The 21,067-nt window shown below is 66.8% G+C and carries 16 protein-coding genes; 9 read left to right on the top strand and 7 right to left on the bottom strand.

Features of this window, described 5'->3' with window-relative positions; genetic code table 11:
• Positions 1–2 precede the first annotated feature (2 nt).
• Positions 3–575 (bottom strand): M48 metallopeptidase family protein, encoded by a 573-nt coding sequence (locus tag H9638_RS10135; protein WP_191747057.1) that lies wholly within the window; start codon positions 573–575, stop codon positions 3–5.
• Between the two features lie 123 nt (positions 576–698).
• Between H9638_RS10135 and H9638_RS10130 the strand changes: the two genes are divergently transcribed.
• A complete protein-coding gene (locus H9638_RS10130; RefSeq protein ID WP_191747056.1) occupies positions 699–1,766 on the top strand; it encodes a ThiF family adenylyltransferase in 1,068 nt (355 codons plus the stop codon).
• Here the strand turns inward: H9638_RS10130 and H9638_RS10125 are convergent.
• Together H9638_RS10125 and nudC are read right to left on the bottom strand one after the other, a co-directional pair.
• Positions 1,763–3,886, bottom strand: a complete 2,124-nt coding sequence (locus H9638_RS10125; protein ID WP_191747055.1) for an ATP-dependent DNA helicase UvrD2 — start codon at positions 3,884–3,886, stop codon at positions 1,763–1,765. The two genes, H9638_RS10130 and H9638_RS10125, sit on opposite strands and share 4 nt — an antisense overlap.
• Positions 3,883–4,860, bottom strand: coding sequence for an NAD(+) diphosphatase (gene nudC / locus H9638_RS10120; RefSeq protein ID WP_191747054.1), 978 nt, complete (start codon positions 4,858–4,860; stop codon positions 3,883–3,885). Before nudC ends, H9638_RS10125 begins: the two co-directional genes overlap by 4 nt.
• A gap of 152 nt (positions 4,861–5,012) precedes the next feature.
• Here nudC and H9638_RS10115 point away from each other — a divergent pair, with 152 nt between their 5' ends.
• From H9638_RS10115 to H9638_RS10100, 4 genes are all read left to right on the top strand, one after another.
• A complete protein-coding gene (locus H9638_RS10115; RefSeq protein ID WP_191747053.1) occupies positions 5,013–6,374 on the top strand; it encodes a macrolide 2'-phosphotransferase in 1,362 nt (453 codons plus the stop codon).
• A gap of 193 nt (positions 6,375–6,567) precedes the next feature.
• Positions 6,568–6,948: a GntR family transcriptional regulator gene (locus H9638_RS10110; protein ID WP_191747052.1), complete on the top strand. Its 381-nt coding sequence runs from the start codon at positions 6,568–6,570 to the stop codon at positions 6,946–6,948.
• Entirely contained in the window at positions 6,945–7,874 is a 930-nt protein-coding gene (locus H9638_RS10105; RefSeq protein ID WP_191747051.1) for an ABC transporter ATP-binding protein, read from the top strand. The genes H9638_RS10110 and H9638_RS10105 overlap by 4 nt, the downstream gene beginning before the upstream one ends.
• Entirely contained in the window at positions 7,871–8,566 is a 696-nt protein-coding gene (locus H9638_RS10100) for a hypothetical protein (RefSeq protein ID WP_191747050.1), read from the top strand. Before H9638_RS10105 ends, H9638_RS10100 begins: the two co-directional genes overlap by 4 nt.
• Positions 8,567–8,646: 80 nt before the next feature.
• Here the strand turns inward: H9638_RS10100 and H9638_RS10095 are convergent, their stop codons facing one another.
• Genes H9638_RS10095 through H9638_RS10085 form a run of 3 tightly spaced genes read right to left on the bottom strand, consistent with a single transcriptional unit; the run spans position 8,647 to position 15,856 of the window.
• A complete protein-coding gene (locus H9638_RS10095) occupies positions 8,647–12,138 on the bottom strand; it encodes an ATP-dependent helicase (protein WP_318241847.1) in 3,492 nt (1,163 codons plus the stop codon).
• Positions 12,135–15,368 carry an ATP-dependent helicase gene (locus tag H9638_RS10090; RefSeq protein WP_191747049.1) on the bottom strand — a complete coding sequence of 1,078 codons (3,234 nt, stop codon included), beginning with the start codon at positions 15,366–15,368 and terminating at the stop codon, positions 12,135–12,137. The genes H9638_RS10095 and H9638_RS10090 overlap by 4 nt, the downstream gene beginning before the upstream one ends.
• Positions 15,365–15,856, bottom strand: a complete 492-nt coding sequence (locus tag H9638_RS10085; protein ID WP_191747048.1) for an MGMT family protein — start codon at positions 15,854–15,856, stop codon at positions 15,365–15,367. Before H9638_RS10085 ends, H9638_RS10090 begins: the two co-directional genes overlap by 4 nt.
• A 69-nt stretch (positions 15,857–15,925) precedes the next feature.
• Here H9638_RS10085 and H9638_RS10080 point away from each other — a divergent pair, with 69 nt between their 5' ends.
• From H9638_RS10080 to H9638_RS10065, 4 genes are all read left to right on the top strand, one after another.
• On the top strand, positions 15,926–16,912 hold the full coding sequence (locus H9638_RS10080) for a 3'-5' exonuclease (protein ID WP_318241846.1): 987 nt from the start codon (positions 15,926–15,928) through the stop codon (positions 16,910–16,912).
• Positions 16,913–17,142: 230 nt separating this feature from the next.
• Positions 17,143–18,123, top strand: coding sequence for a methionine ABC transporter ATP-binding protein (locus tag H9638_RS10075; RefSeq protein WP_191747047.1), 981 nt, complete (start codon positions 17,143–17,145; stop codon positions 18,121–18,123).
• Positions 18,120–18,908, top strand: coding sequence for a methionine ABC transporter permease (locus tag H9638_RS10070; protein ID WP_191747046.1), 789 nt, complete (start codon positions 18,120–18,122; stop codon positions 18,906–18,908). The genes H9638_RS10075 and H9638_RS10070 overlap by 4 nt, the downstream gene beginning before the upstream one ends.
• 130 nt (positions 18,909–19,038) lie before the next feature.
• Positions 19,039–19,878 (top strand): MetQ/NlpA family ABC transporter substrate-binding protein, encoded by an 840-nt coding sequence (locus H9638_RS10065; protein ID WP_191747045.1) that lies wholly within the window; start codon positions 19,039–19,041, stop codon positions 19,876–19,878.
• Positions 19,879–20,026: 148 nt separating this feature from the next.
• On the opposite strand, the gene H9638_RS10060 is transcribed toward H9638_RS10065, so the two are convergent.
• The gene (locus H9638_RS10060; RefSeq protein WP_191747044.1) at positions 20,027–20,971 is read right to left on the bottom strand and encodes an FUSC family protein; all 945 of its coding nucleotides are present in this window, start codon (positions 20,969–20,971) and stop codon (positions 20,027–20,029) included.
• Positions 20,972–21,067: the final 96 nt, after the last annotated feature.

The raw sequence follows: 21,067 nt of genomic DNA, 5'->3' as shown, positions 1-21,067 counted from the left end.
TTTTAGTCCTCGGACATTTCGCCCTTGAGTCCGCGCGCGCTGGCGTAGGCCGCCCCGGAGAGAAAGGCCTTGGCCGTTTCGGTCTGCGGATAGGACTCCAGAAGGCGCCAGAACCGGGGTCCATGCGAGGCCTCAATCAAGTGGGCCAGTTCGTGCAGCAGAACGTAGTCGACAACCCATGACGGCATGCCAACCAGCTTGTCGGAAAGCCGGATGGTGCCGCGCGCCGGCGTCGCAGATCCCCAGCGCGAGTTCTGGTTGCTCACCCACCTCACGGAAACCGGTTTGGCCGCCCCGCCGAGGTAACGGTCCGAAAGCTCGGCCGCACGCCGGGCCAGATCGCTTTCTGCGCTGGCCGGGTCGGGCGCCGGAGCTGCGGCTGCGCGGGTCTCAAGCCGGTCGACCATTCGCTGGACCCAATCCGCTTCCTGCGCGCGGGTGAAGTGTGCCGGAATCGATACCACCGCCACTCCATCCCGGAACACAGCGTTGACCGTGCGTTTACGGCGGGCCGACCGGCGCACTTCAATGGGCAGACCGCCACGGGTGGTGGCGGGGACAGACGGGGAGGGCATGTCTCCAGCTTATTCCGGCAGCCGGTGGGTTCGTGAACCTGTGGATAACCCGGGAAACGGTTTCGCCGCGTGCCAGCATGGGTGCTCCCACGTTCTCAGACCGCTGTCTTCAGGAGGCCCAGCATGCGGATCAACCCGGGAATCTATGTTCTGGACCTTGGCCCTGACCGCCGGCAGTTCGGCCTCGGCACCGGGGCACTGCTGCTGGCCGGCCTCACCCCGGCTGACCTGGCATTCGTCGGGCTGCTGCGCGGCGGAGTTCCCGACGGCACTGAGCAGGCGGCCGCGGCGGCGTCCGGCGTCGGTGCCGAGCGGCAGTCGCAGCTTGTGACGGCCCTTGCGCCGGTGCTGCTGCCCTGCACAGATAACCAGCACCCTCTGCCTCCCCTGCGGCAGGAGCGGCTGGGGCCGGACGTACAGCGGCTCTCCGCGGTTTATGGCCAGGACGCGTCCGCTGCTGTGGCCCGCCGTGCCGGGGCCGCCGTCGAAATCCAGGGCCTGGGCCGCTGCGGGGCACTCCTTGCGCGGACCCTGGCCGCTGCCGGAATCGGTACCCTTCTCCTGGGCGACCCGCGGATCGTCGCTCCCTCCGACGTCGGACCCGCCTATGCGCTGACCGACATCGGTATGCAGCGCTTCCAAGCGGTCAGAAGGCATCTGTACCGGATCGATCCGACCGTCCGGGTCCTTGCCGTTCCGGGACCTGATCCGGGCCGGCCCCCGGCAGGCACTGACCTGGCCGTCCTCGTCTCGGACCAGCCCGGTCCGCTGCTCACCATTGCCGGCGGCGACCGCGAACAGCCTCACCTGGCCGTCGCCGTGCAGCAGTACGGTTACCAGATCGGCCCACTCGTGGTGCCGGGATCCACCGCTTGCCTGGGCTGCCTGGACCGGTACCGCGGGGACACCGACCCCGGCTGGTACGCCGCCTCTGCAGCGCTCGAGCCGCAGCAGCCGGAATCCGGCAGCCCACCCGGGCCCGGGGGCGAGGAGGTCTCTGCGGCCAGCCTGGCCGCCGGGATCGCCGCCGGCCAGGCCCTGTCCTTCATCGATGGCGTGGCCCAGCCGGTTACGTGGTCCGCTGTACTCCAGCTGCGCGCCGCCGACGGACACATCGGAGTGGAACCACTGGAGTTCCATCCCGGGTGCGGCTGCCAGCTCCAGGCCGCCGGTGCCAGCAGGGCGGCCTAAGCTCCGGGGTGGGCGGCGAGTACGGCCAGGACTGCTTCGCCGTAGCGTTCCAGCTTGGACGGTCCCACACCCGGGAGAGTGGCCAGCCGGTTGAGGGTCGGTGGTTTGTCCTCGGCGATGGCCACCAGCGTGGCATCGGTGAAGATGACAAAGGCTGGAACGCCCGCCTCCGCGGATGTCTCGCGGCGCCAGTCCCGCAGCGCCTCAAAAGTGACTTCGTCATAGGTGGCCGGGCAGTCGGCGCATCTGCCCATTTTGCGTTCAGCCCCTGTACCAAGAAGCGTCCCGCATACGCGGCACTTGGCCGGACCCGTTACTTTTTTGCGGGCCGCCCGTACCTGGCGCGGGCCGGCTGCGTCCCGCGCGGTATTGGGGCGCAGGCCGTCCAGGAAGCGGGACGGCTTGCGGTTGGCCCGTCCTCCCGGTGTCCGCGCCGTGGACCAGGACAGTGCCAGGTACACCCGTGCGCGGGTGATTCCGACGTAGAGCAGACGCCGTTCCTCATCCACTGCTTCAGGGGTGTCCGCGAAGGAGATCGGCATCAGTCCTTCACTCAGGCCCACCAGGAATACGGCATCCCATTCCAGGCCCTTGGCCGAGTGCAGGCTGGCCAGGGTCACGCCCTGCACCTTTGGCGCGTGCTGCGCTGCGGCGCGCTCCTCAAGCTCGGCTGAGAAGTCCTGAAGGGTGAAAATGCTCTCCGGGTCCAGGGTGCGGTTGGCGTGCAGCTCATCGGCCAGCGCCACCAGAGCGGCGAGGGACTCCCAGCGTTCACGGGTGGCTCCTCCGCCGGAGGGCGCCTCTGCCGTGTAGCCGAGGTTGGCCAGGATGTCCCGCACCAGCTGCGGCACCGGTTCGTTTCCCACGGACCGGGCTGCGGCGCGCAGCTGCAGCATCGCGTCCCGGACTTCCCGCCGGGCGAAGAAGCGCTCCCCGCCGCGCAGCTGGTAGCCGATTCCGGCACTGGCCAGAGCCTGTTCGTAAGCCTGGGATTGCCCGTTCGTCCGGAACAGGACGGCGATCTGGCTGGGTTCGATCCCTTCCTCGACCAGTTTCCGGATCCGCGCGGCGACCTGGGCTGCCTCTGCTTCGTCATCAGAACACTCGGTAAAGGTCGGTTCCGGGCCGGAGCTGCGCTGCGCTATCAGTTCCAGCGGCTCGGGCCAGGGAGGCGCGTTCCGCGAGCGTTCCCCTTCGGCTGTGCGGGCAGCCAGGATCCGGTTGGCCAGGTTGACCACCTGCGGAGTGGAGCGGTAGTCCCGCACGAGCTTCACTACCTGTGCTCCCGGGAAGCGGTGCGTGAATTCCAGCAGGTGCCGTGAAGTGGCCCCGGTGAAGGAATAGATGGTCTGGCTGGCATCACCCACCACGCAGAGTTCGTTCCGCTCGCCCAGCCACAGGTCCAGCAGCCGCTGCTGCAGCGGGGAAACGTCCTGATACTCATCCACCACGAAATGCCGGTACTGGTCCCTCACGGCTGCGGCCACCCGGGGGTCCTCCTGCAGGATCCCCACGATAATCAGCAGCACGTCCTCAAAATCGATGACGTTGCGGTCCACCTTCACGTCCTCATAGGACTGGAAGATCCGGGACACGGTGGTGAGGTCGAACCCGGCCGGGGCGTCCCGTCCGGCGGCAGCCCGGACATAGCTGTCCGAGGTAAGCATGGAGACTTTGGCCCATTCGATTTCCGCGGCCACGTCGCGGATCGCGGCGCGGTCGGTGGAGAGCCGCAGCCGGCGCGCAGCTTCGGCGATCAGCTGGGCTTTGTGGTCCAGCAGCCCGGGCAGGGGCCCGCCCACGGTCTGCGGCCAGAAGTACTGCAGCTGCTTGAGTGCTGCGGCGTGGAACGTCTTGGCCTGGACGCCGCCGGCCCCCAGGTCCCGCAGCCGGGTGCGCATTTCGGCTGCGGCCCGGGCGGTGAAGGTGACGGCGAGGACCTGCTGCGGTTTGTACAGGCCTGAATGGACGCCGTAGGCCATGCGGTGGGTGATGGCCCGGGTCTTTCCGGTGCCGGCGCCAGCCAGGACACACAGCGGTCCGTTCAGGGTGGTGGCAACTTCGCGCTGTTCGTCGTCGAGCCCCGAGAGGATGCGCGCTTCGAGCGAATCGGTGATCATTTGCCGCCTGCCGGAACCGGCTCGGGCACGGGCCCCCCGTACCAGCGGTCAATCAGGTTGCGGGCGATGGAAATCGAGGATGGGATGGTCAGCTCCCCTGCGGCCACGGCATCGGTGAGTTCCGTGCGGGTGAACCAGCGGACATCGGACATTTCGATCCCGTCGGCCTGCGGCTCGGTTCCGTCTGCCTCGGCGCAGAAACCGAGCATCAGTGAGCACGGGAACGGCCAGGGCTGCGAGCCCAGGTACTGCGGATTGCGCACCACGACGTTGGCTTCCTCCGCCACCTCGCGAATCACCGCCGCTTCCAGCGATTCCCCCGGCTCAACGAAGCCGGCAAGCGTGGAGTACCGGTTGCCGGGCCAGGCAGCCGCTGAGCCGAGCAGGATGCGGTCCTGCGGGTCTGTGATAGCCACGATGATCGCCGGATCGGTGCGGGGAAAGTGCTGGCTGCCGTCCTCCGGGCAGCGGCGCACCCAGCCGCCCTGTTCCAGCTCAGTGGGCGCGCCGCAGCGCGGGCAGTGGGTATGGGTGGCATGCCAGTTCGACACGGCGCAGGCCTCGACGAACAGTCCGGCATCCAGAGCTCCCAGCGTTGTCGCAACCTCGCGCAGGCCGGCCCAGCGGGCACCCTCCACAGCCGGCGCCGTTTCCGGTTCCGGCACGGTGACCATCACGATGTCAGCGCCAATGGCCGCGGAGCCTGCTTCGAGCGTCCGGCCCAGATAGACCGGATTGGAACCGAAGCCGCCGGGCCCCGGCCGCTGCAGGACGAGTTCCGAGGTATTACTGCCGGTGTCCCGGATAAGGGTCTTGCCGCCGGAAATGTACATGACGCGGGTGGACGGCAGGTCAAGGATGGTCCCGAAGAGATCTTCGGCGACCCTCCGTTCGCTGCCCCGGTCCACGGCGCCGCGTGCAAGCGGCAGCGCTCCAAGTTGCGGGGTCTCTGCTGTGCGTGGCGGGGTGGTCATATACCTACCGTACTGACTGAGGAAGCCCAATCAGAAAGCGGAAGCCCCGCAGTGGACAGAGCACCCGCACGGCTGAGGTTTTCCTCACGCTCTTCCGACTCGCCGGGGGTCTATGGGTTACTCCCGCCACATGTGCCCCTACGGTTGAAGGTGTGAAACGCACTCCTATGGAATTGGCAGCCCTGGCCAGCGCCGCCGTACCGGCACTGGCGCTTACCGGTGTCGCCGGTTCGCCGGACGACGTGGCGGATTTTGACTCCGCGCTCCTCGTTGACGACGCCGGCAAACAGTGGCGGGTGCGCTCACCCAAGCATGTGGAAGCCAGCATGCGCCTCGAAACCGAGCTGCTGGTGCTGCGCGCTTTCGTTCCTGCCGTCCGCGCCGAGCTGCCGTTCGCGCTGCCCTATGTCGCCGGCACGGTCCGCCAGGGCGAGCTGTGCACCTTCGTGTACTCGCACCTGCCCGGAACGACCCGTGATATTGATGACCTGGCCGCGCTGGGCAGCGAGCTGGCCGCCGACATTGGACGCACGATGGCCGCGGTTCACGCCCTGCCCCAGTCCCTCGTCCACAACGCGGACCTGCCCAGCTACACGGCAAACGAGTTCCGCCAGCGCAAGCTGAATGAACTTGACCAGGCTGCCACCACCGGCAAAATCCCTGCGACCCTGCTGCGGCGCTGGGAGCACGCCTTGGAGGATGTCGGCCTGTGGCGGTTCAGTCCCACGGTGGTGCACGGGGATCTCCATGAGGACAACCTGCTCATCTCCGGCAGCCGGGTCAGTGCCGTCAGCGGCTGGACAGACCTTCGCATCGGGGACCCCGCGGATGACTTTGCCTGGCTGATCGCAGCCAACAACACCGGCTTTACCGACGCCGTTCATGCTGCCTATGTTGCTGCGCGGCCGGATGCCGTGGATCCCCATCTCATCCGCCGGGCGGCCCTCTCGGCGGAGTTCGCCCTGGCGCAGTGGCTGGTGCGCGGGCTCGCCGCACAGAACCCGGATATGGTGGCCGAGGCTGAAGAAATGCTGTCAACGCTGGAGGCGGACATCCTGGAGCAGGAGGCCGCCCTGGCGGCTGCCCGTGAGTCCGCTGCACCCCTGGCCGGGGCTGCGGTCCCGGATACGCTGGTTGTGTCCTCCCGGCCGCCGGTGGAACGTCAAGCGTCCAGCCCGGCCCCGGCCGGCGTCGCATCTTCGGTCGCCGCGGGATCGCAGCCAGGTCCCCAGGCCGGAGCCAAGGTAAGCGTCCTGCCCATCACCGGGACCGGAGAAAGCCAAGAAACCACGGTCAGCGGTGGTGAAGCACCGGTGGAGCAGGACAGCGGAGACCTCGAAAGCACTGAACCTTCGCCGGATAGAGCCGCGCCGGCAGCGGAGGAGAGCGGCATCAGCCCGAAGGCTCCGGCCCCCGCTAAGACAGACAGCGAGGCGGGAACCTCCACCACGGCCATTCCGCTCGCTGCGGCCAAGGCATCCGAAGCGGACAAGGATCCCAGCCCCGCAGGCTAGCCAATCCGTCCCTCCCCCGCGGAAACTGCGCCTGAAGCGCCCGCCTGGATTCCAGGCGGGCGCTTCGCTGCGTCCCGGCGGGTCCCGGAATATTCCCGGGAAATCCATTGACACCGCCGCACCACCATGGTTAGTTAGTCAAGTAACTAACCAATGAGCCGGGTAAACATGAGCCACAGTAAAGCAGGATGCCGTGATCGATGACAGCAGGCCGATCTTCCAGCAAATCGCTGAACGGATCGAAGGTGATGTCCTGGACGGCGTGTTGCAGGAGGAGGGCCAGGTGCCGTCAACAAACGAGATCGCCGCGTTCTACCGGATCAACCCGGCAACGGCCGCGAAGGGCGTCAACCTGCTCGTGGACCAGGGCCTGCTCTACAAACGCCGCGGCATCGGAATGTTCGTTGCCCCCGGGGCCCGGGCCGCAGTGCTCGCCAAGCGGCGGGAGCAGTTCTACCGCCAGTATGTGCAACCCCTCCAGACAGAAGCCCGGAAGCTCGGCATCGGGGTGGAGGAACTTACCAGCCTTATCCAACGCAGTGCCGCTGAACATGAAGGGACCCCGGCACCATGAACGTCATAGAAACCCGCGGACTGACCCGCCGATACAAGGACCAGCTGGCCCTTGACGACGTCAACCTCGACATCTCTCCGAACCGCATCTACGGCCTCCTGGGCCGCAACGGCGCAGGGAAAACCACTCTGATGTCCATCCTGACCGCCCAGGGCTTTGCCAGCTCCGGGGAAGTCCGGGTCTTCGGCGGACACCCGTTCGAAAACGAACAGATCCTCTCCCGCCTGTGCTTCGTACGCGAATCCCAGAAGTACCCCGACGACTTCACCGTGCGGAATGCCCTGGATGCAGCTGCCCTGTTCTTCCCCAACTGGGACAAGGACCTGGCGGAGACACTGCTTGAGGACTTCCAGCTCCCCCGGCCGAAAAAACACAGAATCAAGAAACTCTCCCGCGGCCAGCTCTCCGCCGTCGGCGTGATCATCGGGCTGGCGTCCCGCGCGGAGCTGACGTTCTTCGATGAGCCCTACCTGGGCCTCGACGCCGTCGCCCGGCAGCTCTTCTACGACCGCCTGCTCACTGACTTCGCAGACCACCCGCGCACGATCATCCTGTCCTCGCACCTGATCGACGAAGTGGCGAACCTGCTCGAACACGTCATCGTCATTGACCGCGGACGCATCGTGATGGATGACGAGGTGGAAGCCATTACCGGCTCTGCCTTCGCCGTAGCCGGGAAGTCATCAGCTGTGGAGGAGTTCGTTGCCGGGCGTCCCGTCCTGCACCGGGAGGGCCTGGGCGCCCTGGCCTCCGTAACCGTGGACACTCCCCTCTCCACGGAAGACCGGCAGCGGGCACAGGCTCTGGGCCTGGAGCTTGCCCCCGTCTCACTCCAGCAGCTCATTATCCGCCGCACGCTCAAGGCCAATGAGCACTTCGGCTCCGCCGCTGACAGCAACGAACAGAACCAGGAGGCCCTGCGATGAACCGCCCGCTCGCCGTCGCCCGCATGCAGCTGCTGAACAAATGGCTGTACCTGGGCATACCAGGAATCATCATTGTTTCATCCACGGTGCTGGCCATTGCGATCCTGGCCCTGGTTCCCTCTGACGAGGGGGAGGGAACCAGGCTGGCGTTCTCCGGCCAGGCGGTCATGTGGTATTTCCTCGCCGCCGGGGTTCAGTCGCTGAGCCTTACGTTTCCGTTTTCACAGGCCATGAGCGTGAGCCGGCGGTCTTTCTACCTTGGAACCCTTGGCTTGTTTTCGCTGCTCGCGCTCGCGCTGGGGGTGCTCTACTGGATCCTGGGGCTGGTGGAGCGGGCGACGAACGGCTGGGGGGTCGACGGGAACATCTTCGCCCTGCCGTGGGTCGCTGAGTCCGCCTGGTGGGTGCAGATTCTGCTCTATTTCGCTCTGACCATCCTGCTGTTTATGTTCGGTTTCTGGTTCGCCACCGTGTACCGGCGTTGGCGGACAATCGGCCTGGTCGCAGCGCTGGTCGGTTTCGCGCTGATTCTGCTGGCCGGTGTGGCTGCCGCCACGACAACGGATTCATGGGCCGCAGTGGGCGCCTGGTTTGTCCAGCTCACGCCCCTGTCCCTTTCCGGCTGGCTGCTGCTCGCCGGAGTAGTCCTTGCGGCCGGGTCCTACGGAACGCTTCGCCGGGCTACCCCCTAGGTACCTGGCTCCGGATGAACGGAACAGCGCCGCCGTCCAGTCGGCGGCGCTGTTCCGTTCTTGTCCGGCGCTCAGAACGATCAGTCCCGGCCAGGCCCGGACGGACCTGCTCCTCCCGCTGAGTCCAGGATGATCCGCTCCAGCTCCTCTTCGCCGAGGAGGTTGTGCGGGCGGATCACCTTGTCCGCCGCCACAAAGTAGAACGCGGCCCGGACCTGATCCAGTGGCACGCCCTTCAGGCGGGACCAGGCCAGGCGGTAGACGGCCAGCTGGACTGACCGTACGGCCAGCTTGTCCGCCGACGGCGGCGCACCGGTCTTCCAGTCGATCAGGTCCCAGGAGCCGTCGCTGTCCTGGAAGACTGCGTCGATCCGCCCGCGGACGATCACTGAATCGACGCGGGTTTCCACCGGGACCTCGATGAACGCCGGGGTCCGGGCCGCCCATTCAGAAGCCTCGAAGGTGGCCACCATGTCTTCAAGCTGGTAGGCCTCATCAACGTAGGCATCAGCGGCACCGGCATGCTCGTCAAGGTCGAGCATCCCGCTGCGGCCGAAGAAGTCCTCCACCCAGGCATGAAAGGCCGTGCCCTTGCGGGCCGCCATTCCAGGCTCACGGGGAACGGGCCGGCGGAGCTGGCGTGTTACGGCCTCCGGATCATCCCGCAGGTCCACCAGCATAGACGCGGAAATATGGGCGGGCAGCTCAACCTGCATGACTTCATCCGGAGCCCTGTGCCTTGCCAGGACCAGTTCAACGTCCCGGCCCCAGCGGCGGGGTTCGAAAACTGCCGAGCCGCCGTCGTCGGTTCCCCCGTCCGCCGGAACGGATTCGGCCAGGCCCATGCCGCTGTCCGCCGGAGCATCTGCCGCAGCCAGGACCGCCGCTGCGGCGGCCTCCATCGCCGTCCGGCGGGCCGGAGCAAGCGGGTCCTTGGGCCACACGGCACGTTCGGTGGCTGCGTTGGCCGGGTTCTCATCTCCCTCGTCCTCCGGTTCCAGCCAGGACAGCAGGTGGAAACCTTCGGCACCGTTATTCCCCAGGTCGTAGAGGTCCAGCAGGTAGCGTGAGGCCGGCGTCGGCTTGGACCGCCCGCCGCCCCAGGCGCTGGAGGTGCACAGCAGCACGTGCTTCGCCCGGGTGAACGCGACGTAGGCGAGCCGGCGTTCCTCACGTTCGGCATGCCCGCGCGCATCTTCGGCAAAGAGTTTCTCCGCATCGACCCAGGACTTCTGGTCCGGCTGTTCCCACTCCCACTGCGGCAAATCGGGGGCATCCCCGCGCAGATTCCACGGAATGGCCGCATTCCCGCTGCTCCAGCGCGAGTCTTTGTCGTTGGGGAACTGGCCTTCGCTGAGACCCGGAACGGCAACAACGTCCCATTCCAGCCCTTTCGATGCGTGGACCGTCAGCAGCTGGACGGCTTCCCGGCTGGTCTCCAGCTGGGTTACGGGCAGTCCGTTCTCTTCCTCATCGGCGACTTCGAGCCAGGCCAGGAACGCGGCGAGGTCAACCCGGTCAGCGGAGGCGCTGAACGTCGCCGCGGCGTCCACAAAGGCATCGAGGTTCCGCCGCGATTCGTGGATGCTGATCCCCGGTTTGGCGGCCACTTCGATGTCGAGCAGGATGCGCCGCTCCACCTCTCCGATCAAGGTCGTCAGGTCCTCCCCGACATAGCCGCGCAGTTCCCGCAGTTCGTCGCGGAGCGCAGCCAGCCGGGAAAGCGCCTGCGCGCTCAGGGAACGCCCGGCGTTCGACGTCCAGCCCGGCTTTGGCAGGTGGTCGACAGCCTCAACCAGGCTGCCCGCCTCCGAAAGATCTGTCTCGACGACGGCGGGCCCGCTTTCATCCGGTCCGTCAACGTCGGCAAGGTCCTGGACCCGGACGGCCCGCTCACGGACCCGCACCAGGTGGCGGGACCAATCAGCGAGCGCCATCAGGTCGGCCGGGCCGATCCGCCAGCGGGCACCGGCAAGGATACGCAGCATGGAGTCTGAACGTCCGGGGTCTCCGAGGACCCGGAGCACGGCGAGCAGGTCGACGATCTCCGGGGTGGAGAGCAGACCTCCCAGCCCAACGACCTGCACCGGGATGCCGTGGGCTTCCAGCGCGCGGCGGATCGGGTCGAACTGCTTTTTCCCCCGGCAGAGCACGGCGACGGTGGGCGGCAGCAGGTTGCCGCGGGAATCGGTCTCGTGCGGCCGTTTCCACCATTGGGCGCGCAGCTTGGCGATTTCCGCAGCCAGTGCTTCTGCTTCCCCCAGGCTGACGGTTCCGTCGGGAAGCGTCACCGTTTTTTCCGAGAGATACCTGCCCAGGTACACCTCCCCCACCGGTGCCTTGGGTTTGGCCTGGAGTTCGGGCACATCCAGGGGACGGTTGTGCTTCAGCCAGGGCACGGGCTGGTTCAGCGGACCGGAAACGGCATTGGCGGTGGCCAGAATCGCGGTGGAGTTCCGCCAGGCCACGGAGAGGTTGGCGACTGGGGCCGGGGTCCGGTTTCCGCCCGGCTGGACCAGCGGGAAGTGCGTGCGGAAGGTGCCCAGCTGCCCGGCGGACGCACCGCGGAAACCGTAGATTGACTGGTGCGGATCGCCAACTGCCGTCACCGGTGTTCCGTCTCCGAACAGCTTGGAGAAAAGCACCATCTGCGCGTGGGATGTGTCCTGGAATTCGTCCAGCAGCACCACCTTGTACTTGGCCCGCTCCATGGCAACGGCTTCGGGGATTTCTTCGGCGATGCGGGCCGCGAGCGCCACGAGGTCGCCGAAGTCCAGCTGCCGCCGTTCCGATTTGGCCCGCTGGTAGGACTCCACCAGCTCGGTAACGGAGACCCGGGTGCGAAGCTTGCCGAGCAGGGTCTTGGCGGCCTGCGCGGGTTCCTTGGTTTTGCCGGCCTGATAGGGCAGGTGCTGGATTTCGGCGATCTGGTGCTCCAGTTCCGCCCTGACCTCGGCCGGCGTCCTCAAGTGCTCGGAGCATTCGGAGGCCATCTGCAGGACGGCACTCACCAGGGTGGACTTAGCCGCGGTGAAGTGTTCGTAGTCCCCGGCGTAGGCCTCGACAACTTCGTTCGCCAGCTGCCAGGACTGTGCGCCGCCGAGCATCACGGAATCCCGTTCGACGCCGATGCGCAGCCCGTAATCGTTCACTATGCCGTTGGCGTAGGAATGGTAGGTGGAGACAGCCGCCTCCAACTGGTCTGTTTCTGTCCCGCCAGCCTCCTCCCCCAGCATGCGGAAGAGCAGCCGGAGCCGCTGGCGGATACGGGTAGCGAGTTCTCCCGCCGCTTTGCGGGTGAAGGTGACACCGAGGATCTGTTCGGGTTCCACCAGGCCGTTGGCCACCAGCCACACCACCCGGTCGGCCATGGTCTTGGTCTTGCCGGACCCGGCCCCGGCAACCACGAGCAGCGGTTCCAGGGGAGCCTCGATGATCTCTTCCTGGGCCGTGGTGGGGTACTGCACCGGTTCGCTGGAATCACCGTGCAGCAGTTCGGCAAGCTGCCGGGCGGAAAACCGCGGACTGCGCTCCTGGCTGTCCCGCACATCTTCGCTCAGGTGGACGCTCACTCGGTAACCTGCTTTCCTTCGGTACACAGCGGGCAGATCTCCGGCAGGCGGCAGCCGTGCCCGCCGAATCCGCTTCTGGCGGGATCATGGATCGTCTCGAATGTGGCACCGGACATCAGCGTTGCCGCGTCCTGGATCATCTCCAGCGCACTGGTGTCCCCGGTGCCCAGCGGCGGCTGTTCCTGCACAGAGACACCCTTGGAGGTCGTCCCGAGCTGCACCAGTGCAGCTCCGCCAGGGACCGGCGGCCCTTCTTCGAGCGCGCCTTCACGGACGGCTTCCTGGTAGGCGGCTAGCTGCGGGTGCCCGTCAAGGTCCGCCTTTTTTGGTGCGGATTTGCCGGTCTTGAGGTCAACGATGAAAAGGCGCCCCTCGGCATCGGCTTCCAGCCGGTCGATCTGGCCGCGGAGCAGCGCCGTGCGGACGGCGCCCCGGACTTCCACCGGAATGTCTGCCTCAAAGTCCTTTTCCACGGCCACGAGGCTGCGCCCGCTCTTTCGCATCTGGATCACGTAGTCGGCCAGTTTGCGGACCATCGTCTCCGCCCGCTTGAAGTCCAGCTTGCCCTCCCAGGTGTCCTTCATGCCTAAAGACGGCCAGCGGCGCTGCAGTTCAGCGGTGTATTCAGAACCGGAGGCGTCCGGCATGTCCTGCGCGATCTGGTGGACCAGGGTTCCCAGCGACCGGGCAAAGTCTGTCGCCTGCTCACCCCCGGCGGCGGACACGAACCAGCTCAGCGGTGATTTGGTGACCGCATCCACCTTCGACGGCGACACCGGGATGGGCGCTTCTGCCGGGAGGATGGGTTCGGCGCTGGAAAGTGGAAGCAGGCCCCACCACTGCGCAGGCGCCGCGCCTGGAACCCGGACCGGGTGGCGCAGCATCCGGCCCAGGTGTTCGGCCGCTTCCTTCGCCAGCGCCGGCTCGGCGTCGGCTTGCTGGGCATAGGCGCGCAGTTCCGCCACGAGGGACCGCAGGGTGAGCGGGCGCAGGACCTCGGTCCGGGGCCTGGCCACCGCACCGTCGGGCAGCGGATCCACCAGGTCCAGGAACTGGGAGGGCTGCTCGTCCTCGGACGCAACGGCCGTGCAGATCAGGGTCTCGCGTGCCCGGGAGACCGCGGTGGAGAAACTGCGCAGCTCATCGTGGCGGATACCGTGCATGAGCGTCTGCGGGTTGCGGTAACGGCGGTAGTCATCACCGAACTCGACGGCGGAGACCAGGTCCCCGCTGCCCAGCAGCTCCCCGCGCAGCCGCAGGTTCGGCCAGACGCCTTCCTGGATTCCAGCCACAATGACCACCGGCCATTCCCGCCCGGCGGCGCTGGCCGGCGTGAGTAATTCCACGGCGTCGCGTTTCTGCGCCCTGGCTGCGAGGGTGTCCATCGGCAGTTCCGAGCTGGTGAGGTAGTCCAGGAACTGGGCCGGCGTGGAGCCGGGCAGCTGGTCAACGTAGCGCTCTGCGGTCTGGAACAGGGCCATGATGGCGTCCAGGTCCCTGTCGGCGCGGAGGCCGGTGGACCCGCCCGCCAAGGCAGACTCTGCCCATTTTTTCGACCAGCCCGTGGCAGCCCACAGCGCCCAAAGCACCGTTTCGGCTGTAGCACCGGCTTGGTCCGCCGCTTCCTTTCCTGCTCGCAGCATTGCTGCCAGGCGTTTCGCTGCACCCGCTTCCCAGCCAAGACCGGCAAGGGCCAGGCCTGAATCCGAGAGCGGGTCAAGCAGGGCCTCGACCAGGAGCGCGTCGGAACTGCGGCCGCCGCCGGCGCGCAGTTCCTCTCGCCGCAGCGCCTGCCGCAGCCTCCGCAGGTCCAGCGAACCTGCTCCGCCGATCCTGGAGGTCAGTAGCGACACAGCGGTTTCGGGTGTCAGCAGTTCCGGATCCAGGACGACGGCGAAGGCATCCAGCAGCGGGCGGACCGCTGCTTCATCCCGGACGGCTTTCTCCGCCACGGGAACCTTGACCTCAATCCCCTGGCTGGTGAGGTACCGCTGGATCCGGGCCAGCTGCCCGCCGGTGCGCACGATCACGGCGATGTCCTCGAGCCTCCGGCCCTCCAGCAGCTGGGCTTCAAGGATGCGCTGAGCCACATAGCGCTGTTCATGCATGGGAGAGTCCACCACGTGGGCGGCAGCAGCCGGAAGATTGCCCTCCCCGGACGGCACTGCCGGTGCCGGACGCCCGGCCCCGGTGCGGCAGGATGGCAGCCCAGGTACCACAGAGATCCGGGAAGCGACCTGGTGCCAGGCGGCGGCTATGGGTCCGCTGAGCCGGTGCTGGGTGTCCAGCACCACTGTCTCGAGCCCGGGGCCGAGTGTTTTGGCCAAACCGCCCAGGAGGTCCGGCCGGGCTCCGCGGAATCCCTGGACCACGGTGTCCGGGCTCGCCGTCACCACCGCATCCCGGCCGGCGGCCAGCAGTCCCAGCAGTTGGTGGATGGCCGGGTTGGCTTCCTGCAGATCGTCCACCAGGATCAGCTGCAGCCGCTCATGTTCGGCGGCCAGGAACTCCGGGTCCGATTCCAGGATGTCCAGCGCCGTGGTGATAATTCCCGCCGGATCGAAGGCTTCCGGCATGCGGATGTCCAGGACATCGCGGTACTCCGCATAGAGTCCGGCGGCGGCCACCCAGTCCTGCCGGCCGTAGCGGCGGCCCAGTCCGGCGAGGTCCTCCGGTGCCAGACCCAGCTCAATGACGCGGTCGAACAGCTGCCGCACTTCCTGCCGGAACCCCCGGGTTCCCAGCGCCAGCTCAAGGGAGTCCGGCCAGGGCAGCCGTGGAACTCCGTTCTGGCCGTGACCGGACAGCAGTTCCTTGATGATGACGTCCTGTTCGGCGCCGGAGAGCAGTTTGGGAGCACGTGTCACGTACGGAAGCCGGCCCTCGGCCTTCGCCCGCCGGATGAGGTCGAACGCGTAGGAGGCCCAGGTCCTGGCCGGCGCGGCGCTGATGGTGCGTTCCAGCCGGGCTGACAGCGCGTCGCGCAGGGACGCCGCGGCCAGCCGCGACGGAGCGAGCAGCAGGACGCCTGCCGGGTCCAGTGCGTCCCGCTGGATGCGTGCGACGGCGGTTTCCACCAGCACGGTGGATTTTCCGGTTCCCGGCGCGCCGAGCACCAGCAGCGGCCCGCTGCCGGTGCGCCTGTCCACAGCGGCCTGCTGGTCAGGACTCAGCTGCGGGGCAGCCCTGCCCGCGGCAGCGGGAGGAACGAGTTGCAGGTTAATGCTCATGCCTCCACTTCACCATGCCGCACCGACATTGCCCGATCCGGCCCTGCGGCACTCCGGCCAACCGCATCTCCACACCCGGCGGGGGCTCCGCCGGGTGCCTGCTCCGCTGCCTCGGAGTCCGCCTCTGCGGAACCAAGCCCGCGGCGCAGTCCGTCCAGGACAATCCAGTCTGCTGCGGAAGGCTGCCAGCGGGCCTCCGCGATCCGGACGCGGTAGCCGGTGCCGTCGTCGGCAGGTGTCCCGCGGACCGGCGTGTTTTCAGCTGCATAGTGTTCCCAGGCGGTCCTGCCATGGCAGGCGGGAGGTTCGCCGGAGGCCCGGATGACCCGCCACCAGGGCACGGCGCCTCCGCTGCGTGCCATCACGGCTCCGACCTGGCGTGGGCCGCCCGTGCCGAGAAGCTCGGCGATATCTCCGTAGGCAAGCACTTTGCCCGGTGCTATAAGTTCCACGGCCGCCATCACGGCTTCCTGATAGTCCTGGCGCATATGCCCAGCCTAACGGCGCCCGGCGCGCTGAATCCGGAATTGTCGGTGCCCGCCGGTACGTTTGAATACATGTTGAGCTGGCATGAACTTCCCCGCGCGTCCTTCGACCTGGAAACCACTGGACGGGATCCTCAGGAGGCACGGATCGTCACTGCGTCGATCATCCTGGTGGATGCCAGCGGCGGGATCCTCAAGCACCATGAGTGGCTCATTGACCCGGGAGTGGACATCCCGGAGGAAGCGGCTGCCATTCATGGCATCAGCACCGAACGGGCACGGGCGGACGGCATTCCAGCCCGGCTTGGTGTAGCGGAGATCATCCAGGTGCTCCAGGACACCTTCGCCGCCGGCGTGCCGGTGCTCGCGTTCAATGCAGCCTACGATTTCACGGTGCTGGCACGGGAGGCGGAACGCTGCGGACTGTCGGCCCCCGTGCCTTTTCCCGTCATCGATCCCTTCATCATGGACAAGCAGGCAGACCGCTACCGCCGCGGGAAACGTACCCTCACGGCCATGGCCGAACACTACGGCGTAGCCTTCGAGAACGCCCACACATCGGCCGCGGATGTCATGGCCACCCTGGCCGTCGGCGCGGCGATGGCCGGCGCTTTTCCACTCCTCGCCCAGGATGCTGCGTCCCTCCACCAGCTCCAGACCGGGTGGGCGGCCGAGCAGGCCGCCAGTTTCCAGTCCTACCTGCGGCGGCGCGACCCGGAAGCGGTGATTGACGGCACCTGGCCGGTCAAGGCAGCACCTACCAGCACGTCAGCGCCCACTCCCATTCCCACGCCCGCTCCCGCCCTCGCGCCCGAATTGGCTCCCGGTGGCAGCGCCCCGGTGCTGGCTGCTCCTTCACCTGCCCCGCCTGTTCCGGATCCGGCACCCGCTCCGGCCACGCCCGCCGCTGCTTCCACTCCCGCCGCTGCGTTCACAGAACCCGCCCTCTTTTCGCTGCCGGCGGAGAACACACAGGTTCCCGCCGGGGTGCGGCTTGCCGAAGAACCGGATGGGCAGCTGGCATTGGACCTGTCTGAGGACACCCTTGCCCCAGCCTGACCGGGCCTTCCGGATTTCCGGGTAAGGGACATACCCGCGTAACATTAAGTACTTGACGCAGTGTCAGGCGCTGATGGCGCCCGGGTGCGGCCGGAGTCTCCCGAGCCGGTGGCGCGCCCCGTGTCACGTGATTGGCAGGCACTCCTCCACTTCGGTTCGGCCGGCGGCGTGCCGCCACGAGGCCCTGCTCCTGCCCCCGCATGTCCCACACGACGCAGACACGAGGATGAATGATCACAGTTACCGACCTGCGAAAGGTCTACCGCCAGGGCACCCGGGAAGTAGTTGCCCTGGACGGTGTCAGCATGAGCGTTCCCAAGGGATCGATCCACGGCATCATCGGACATTCCGGCGCTGGGAAATCGACCCTGGTCCGGTGCCTCACGCTGCTTGACCGCCCGTCGTCGGGAACTGTCACGATCGACGGCCGGGAGCTGACGAACGTGAAGGACTCCGAGATCCGGCTGGCCCGCCGCCGGATCGGAATGGTGTTCCAGCACGCCAACCTCATGGATTCCCGCACAACCGCCGCCAACATCGCCCACCCGCTGGAATTGGTGGGAACACCGAAGCGGGACATCGAGGCACGGGTTCAGGAACTGCTGGCCCTGGTCGGCCTGGACCAGTTCGCCGACGCCTACCCCGCCCAGCTCTCCGGCGGACAGAAGCAGCGTGTGGGGATCGCCCGCGCCCTGGCTGCCCACCCGGATGTGCTGCTCTGCGACGAGCCCACCTCCGCCCTCGATCCGCGCACCACGGACGAAATCCTGGACCTCATTTCGGAACTGACGAACCGCCTCGGACTGACCGTGCTGATCATCACCCACGAGATGAACGTTGTGAAGCGGATCTGCGACTCGGTGTCCCTGCTTGAAGCCGGACGCGTGGTCGAGCACGGGCCGCTGCAGGAGGTGGCATCCCATTTGGGCGGCCGTCTCGCCAAGGCCCTGATACCGCTGCCCCCGACTCCCCCGGTACCGGGCGGCCCGGTGGTGGAACTGCTCATGGTCGGCGACCACGCTACCGAACCGGTCCTTTCAGGTCTGACCAGGCGCTTCAACACCGACGTCAATGTCCTGGCCGGCAGCGTGGAAACCCTGGCCGGCCAGCGCTTTGGCCGTCTGCGGGTCCAGCTGGATGCGAGCACCGACATGGAAGCGGTCAAAGACTACCTGGCATCCCAGGGAGTCACAGTGGAGGTGGCGGCATGAATTTGTTCGAAGAACTGGCTAACAACCCCGGCATCACCAAGGCGCTTCCGGAGGCCGTGGCTGACACCCTGCTGATGGTCGGTGTCTCAGGCTTCTTCACGCTGCTGATTGGCCTGCCGCTGGGCATTTTCCTGCATACCAGCGCCCCCGGCGGGCTCCGGCCGATGCCTGTCACCAACCGGATCCTGTCCGACATCATCGTGAACATCACCCGTTCCATCCCGTTCGCGATCCTGATGGTCATCCTCATTCCGTTCTCCCGGATGGTCACCGGCTCTTCGATCGGCCCGCTGGCGGCCTGTGTTCCCCTGAGCATTGGTACTATTCCGTTCTTCGCGCGGCTGGTGGAAACCGCTCTGCGCGACGTCTCCGGCGGCAAGATCGACGCCGCTCTGGTGATGGGCTCCACGCGGATGCAGGTCATCCGCAAGGTCCTGATGCCGGAGTCCCTGCCAGGCCTGGTCGCCGCACTGACAACGACCCTGGTCACCCTGGTTGGGTACTCGGCGATGGCGGGCATTATCGGCGGCGGCGGCCTGGGCCGGCTGGCCTACAACTACGGTGTCCAGCGCTTCGACACCGCCGTCATGGTCGTAACGATCGTCATCATCGTGGCGATCGTGCAGATCATCCAGCTGGCCGGGGACTTCGCCGCCAGGCGGGTGGACCACCGCTCCGCAGCGGGCAACCGCCCCCGGCGGCCGGTGACTGCAGCCGCTCCAGCCGCAGCGCCCGCCGCAGCCGTGCCGGCAGGCGAAGAACTGCGTGACGACGCGCGGGCCTGATCCCCTCGGGCCCTGATACTTCCTGAGCCGTACGAACGTGCGGAACCAGGGACTGCAGCCAGTAGCCGCTAGCTGCATAACAGCCGGCCAGGGCCCGCCCCGGCCGGACACTCGAAAGGAAACGCATCCGATGCGGAAAGCATTTTCACTCGTGGCCACCGGCGTGGCCGCGGCTCTGGCGCTGACGGCTTGCGGGGGTTCCGAATCCTCCTCCAGCGCTGTGGAGAGCCTCGATCCGGCCAACCCTGTCACGCTGACTGTGGGCGCCAGCCCGCAGCCGCACGCAGTCATCTTGGAGTACGTTGCCGAGAACCTCGCTGCGGACGCCGGCCTGGAACTCGAAGTTGTTCCGTTTGATGACTACGTGACCCCCAATATTGCGCTGGACGACGGCTCCATCGACGCCAACTACTTCCAGCACCTGTCCTACCTCGAGGCCCAGACCGAGAGCCAGGGTTACGACTTCGAGCACGGCGAAGGCATCCACATCGAGCCGTATGCCATCTTCAGCGAGAAGCACAAGGACATTTCCGACGTCGCTGAGGGCGCCCGCGTTGCCATCACCAATGACCCGTCCAACCAGGCCCGTGCGCTCAAGCTGCTCGAAGATGCCGGCCTGCTGACGGACATCGGCGAGGACGCCTCGGTCATCGCCCTGACCGATGAGCAGAACCCGAAGAACCTGGACTTCTCCGAGAACCAGGCTGAACTGCTGGTGAACGATCTCTCGGATCCCACCGTGGACCTGGCAATCATCAACGGTAACTACATCCTGGATGCCGGGCTGAACACCGATGACGCGCTTCTGGTGGAGTCACTCGATGCCAACCCGTACGCGAACCTGCTCGTCTGGAAGTCCGGCAGCAAGGACGCGCGGATCGAGAAGCTCGACGAGCTGCTGCACTCTGCGGACGTCAAGGCGTTCATTGAGCAGAAGTGGCCGAACGGCGACGTCACCGCCGCTTTCTAGCAGCGGTGACGAATATGCCCCGCGTCCTTCCGGATGTGGGGCATATTTCGTTTAAGCAGCACCAGCGCGGCCTGTCCTGCACCGCATCCTGCTGTGCTGCCTCCATGCCCGGGCACGGTTCCGTCCCCTCCGCTGACCCGCGGTGGTCTCAGCCCATCTCGGCCTCACGCCGGGATTCCCAGTGCCGGAGGAGCAGTGCAGCCAGCACCGCGACGGCGAATCCGATGGCCGTGAAGATAACCCGTTCCACAGTCAGCTCGAAGCCGCGTTCGATGTCCCCCAGCGAAGCGAAGATCAGCAGCATGGGCGTCAGGGCAAGCGCCTGCATCAGGTAGGCCCCGCCCATGGAATACCAGACCAGGAAGAACAGGCACAGCACGGCGACAATCAGGGCGCCCCAGGAGGGGAGGAAGACCACTGCCAGCAGCGCGACGACGGCGCCCAGGAAGGTGCCGATGAGGCGCCCGTTCAGGGTCTCGCGGCGTTGGTCGGGAAGGGGCCGCAGCGCCATCAGCACGGTCACGGCGATCCAGTAGCCGTGGGGAATGTCATTCGCCAGACTCCAGAACATCACTGCAGCGCACACAAGGCCCACGGCGAGGCCGTGCTCCCAGGCAGTGCGTTTGTCCACTGGAAGAACCGGAGCCTGGAACTTCAGCAGCCGGGTGATCAGCGCACCTGTCGCTCCGCCGGCCAGGATCCACAAGACCGCGGACCACCAGCTGAGATCGATCGGTCCGGGGCCGATGAGGATCACCATAATCGGGGCAAGGGAAAGCAGCCCGGCAGAGCGCTGATTGGAGATGGCGTTCAGGATGGCCGAAACAAAAATGAGCACCGAGATAGCCCACGGTGATGACCCTGCCAGTGAAGCCAGCCCGCCAAGAGCTGCGCCCAAGGCAACCAGCATGGCAGCCTGCCGCGGCCGGCTCACGGGGGTGACTGCCATGCCGAGGCCCACGGCCAAACCAAATCCCATACTGGCGGAGGCGCCTCCCAGGACGCTCACGATAGCGGAAGGAATCAGGATTGCCACCAGCAGTTTGAACGTTGTCGGCAGCGTTCCCGGCTGGGGACGGCTGAAAATCATCATTATGTGCTTACCTTTGCGCGCATCGGCCGGCTGCGGAGCCCGGCCGCTAAGAGGGATGTGGTGGGGAGTAAAACCACCCTACGGGCAGGGCTGCCC

It is taken from the genome of Arthrobacter pullicola, from assembly GCF_014836875.1.
GTDB classification, from domain to species: domain Bacteria; phylum Actinomycetota; class Actinomycetes; order Actinomycetales; family Micrococcaceae; genus Arthrobacter_B; species Arthrobacter_B pullicola.
This window is presented reverse-complemented; position numbering and strand designations above follow the sequence as displayed.

Excerpts from the sequence above, each read along its gene's own strand:
- H9638_RS10075 (WP_191747047.1), top strand. The coding sequence starts at position 17,143 with ATGATCACAGTTACCGACCTGCGAAAGGTCTACCGCCAGGGCACCCGG.
- H9638_RS10100 (WP_191747050.1), top strand. The coding sequence starts at position 7,871 with ATGAACCGCCCGCTCGCCGTCGCCCGCATGCAGCTGCTGAACAAATGG.
- H9638_RS10080 (WP_318241846.1), top strand. The coding sequence starts at position 15,926 with ATGTTGAGCTGGCATGAACTTCCCCGCGCGTCCTTCGACCTGGAAACC.
- H9638_RS10135 (WP_191747057.1), bottom strand. The coding sequence starts at position 575 with ATGCCCTCCCCGTCTGTCCCCGCCACCACCCGTGGCGGTCTGCCCATT.
- H9638_RS10070 (WP_191747046.1), top strand. The coding sequence starts at position 18,120 with ATGAATTTGTTCGAAGAACTGGCTAACAACCCCGGCATCACCAAGGCG.
- H9638_RS10085 (WP_191747048.1), bottom strand. The coding sequence starts at position 15,856 with ATGCGCCAGGACTATCAGGAAGCCGTGATGGCGGCCGTGGAACTTATA.
- H9638_RS10125 (WP_191747055.1), bottom strand. The coding sequence starts at position 3,886 with ATGATCACCGATTCGCTCGAAGCGCGCATCCTCTCGGGGCTCGACGAC.
- H9638_RS10090 (WP_191747049.1), bottom strand. The coding sequence starts at position 15,368 with ATGAGCATTAACCTGCAACTCGTTCCTCCCGCTGCCGCGGGCAGGGCT.
- H9638_RS10105 (WP_191747051.1), top strand. The coding sequence starts at position 6,945 with ATGAACGTCATAGAAACCCGCGGACTGACCCGCCGATACAAGGACCAG.
- H9638_RS10065 (WP_191747045.1), top strand. The coding sequence starts at position 19,039 with ATGCGGAAAGCATTTTCACTCGTGGCCACCGGCGTGGCCGCGGCTCTG.
- nudC (WP_191747054.1), bottom strand. The coding sequence starts at position 4,860 with ATGACCACCCCGCCACGCACAGCAGAGACCCCGCAACTTGGAGCGCTG.
- H9638_RS10130 (WP_191747056.1), top strand. The coding sequence starts at position 699 with ATGCGGATCAACCCGGGAATCTATGTTCTGGACCTTGGCCCTGACCGC.
- H9638_RS10060 (WP_191747044.1), bottom strand. The coding sequence starts at position 20,971 with ATGATGATTTTCAGCCGTCCCCAGCCGGGAACGCTGCCGACAACGTTC.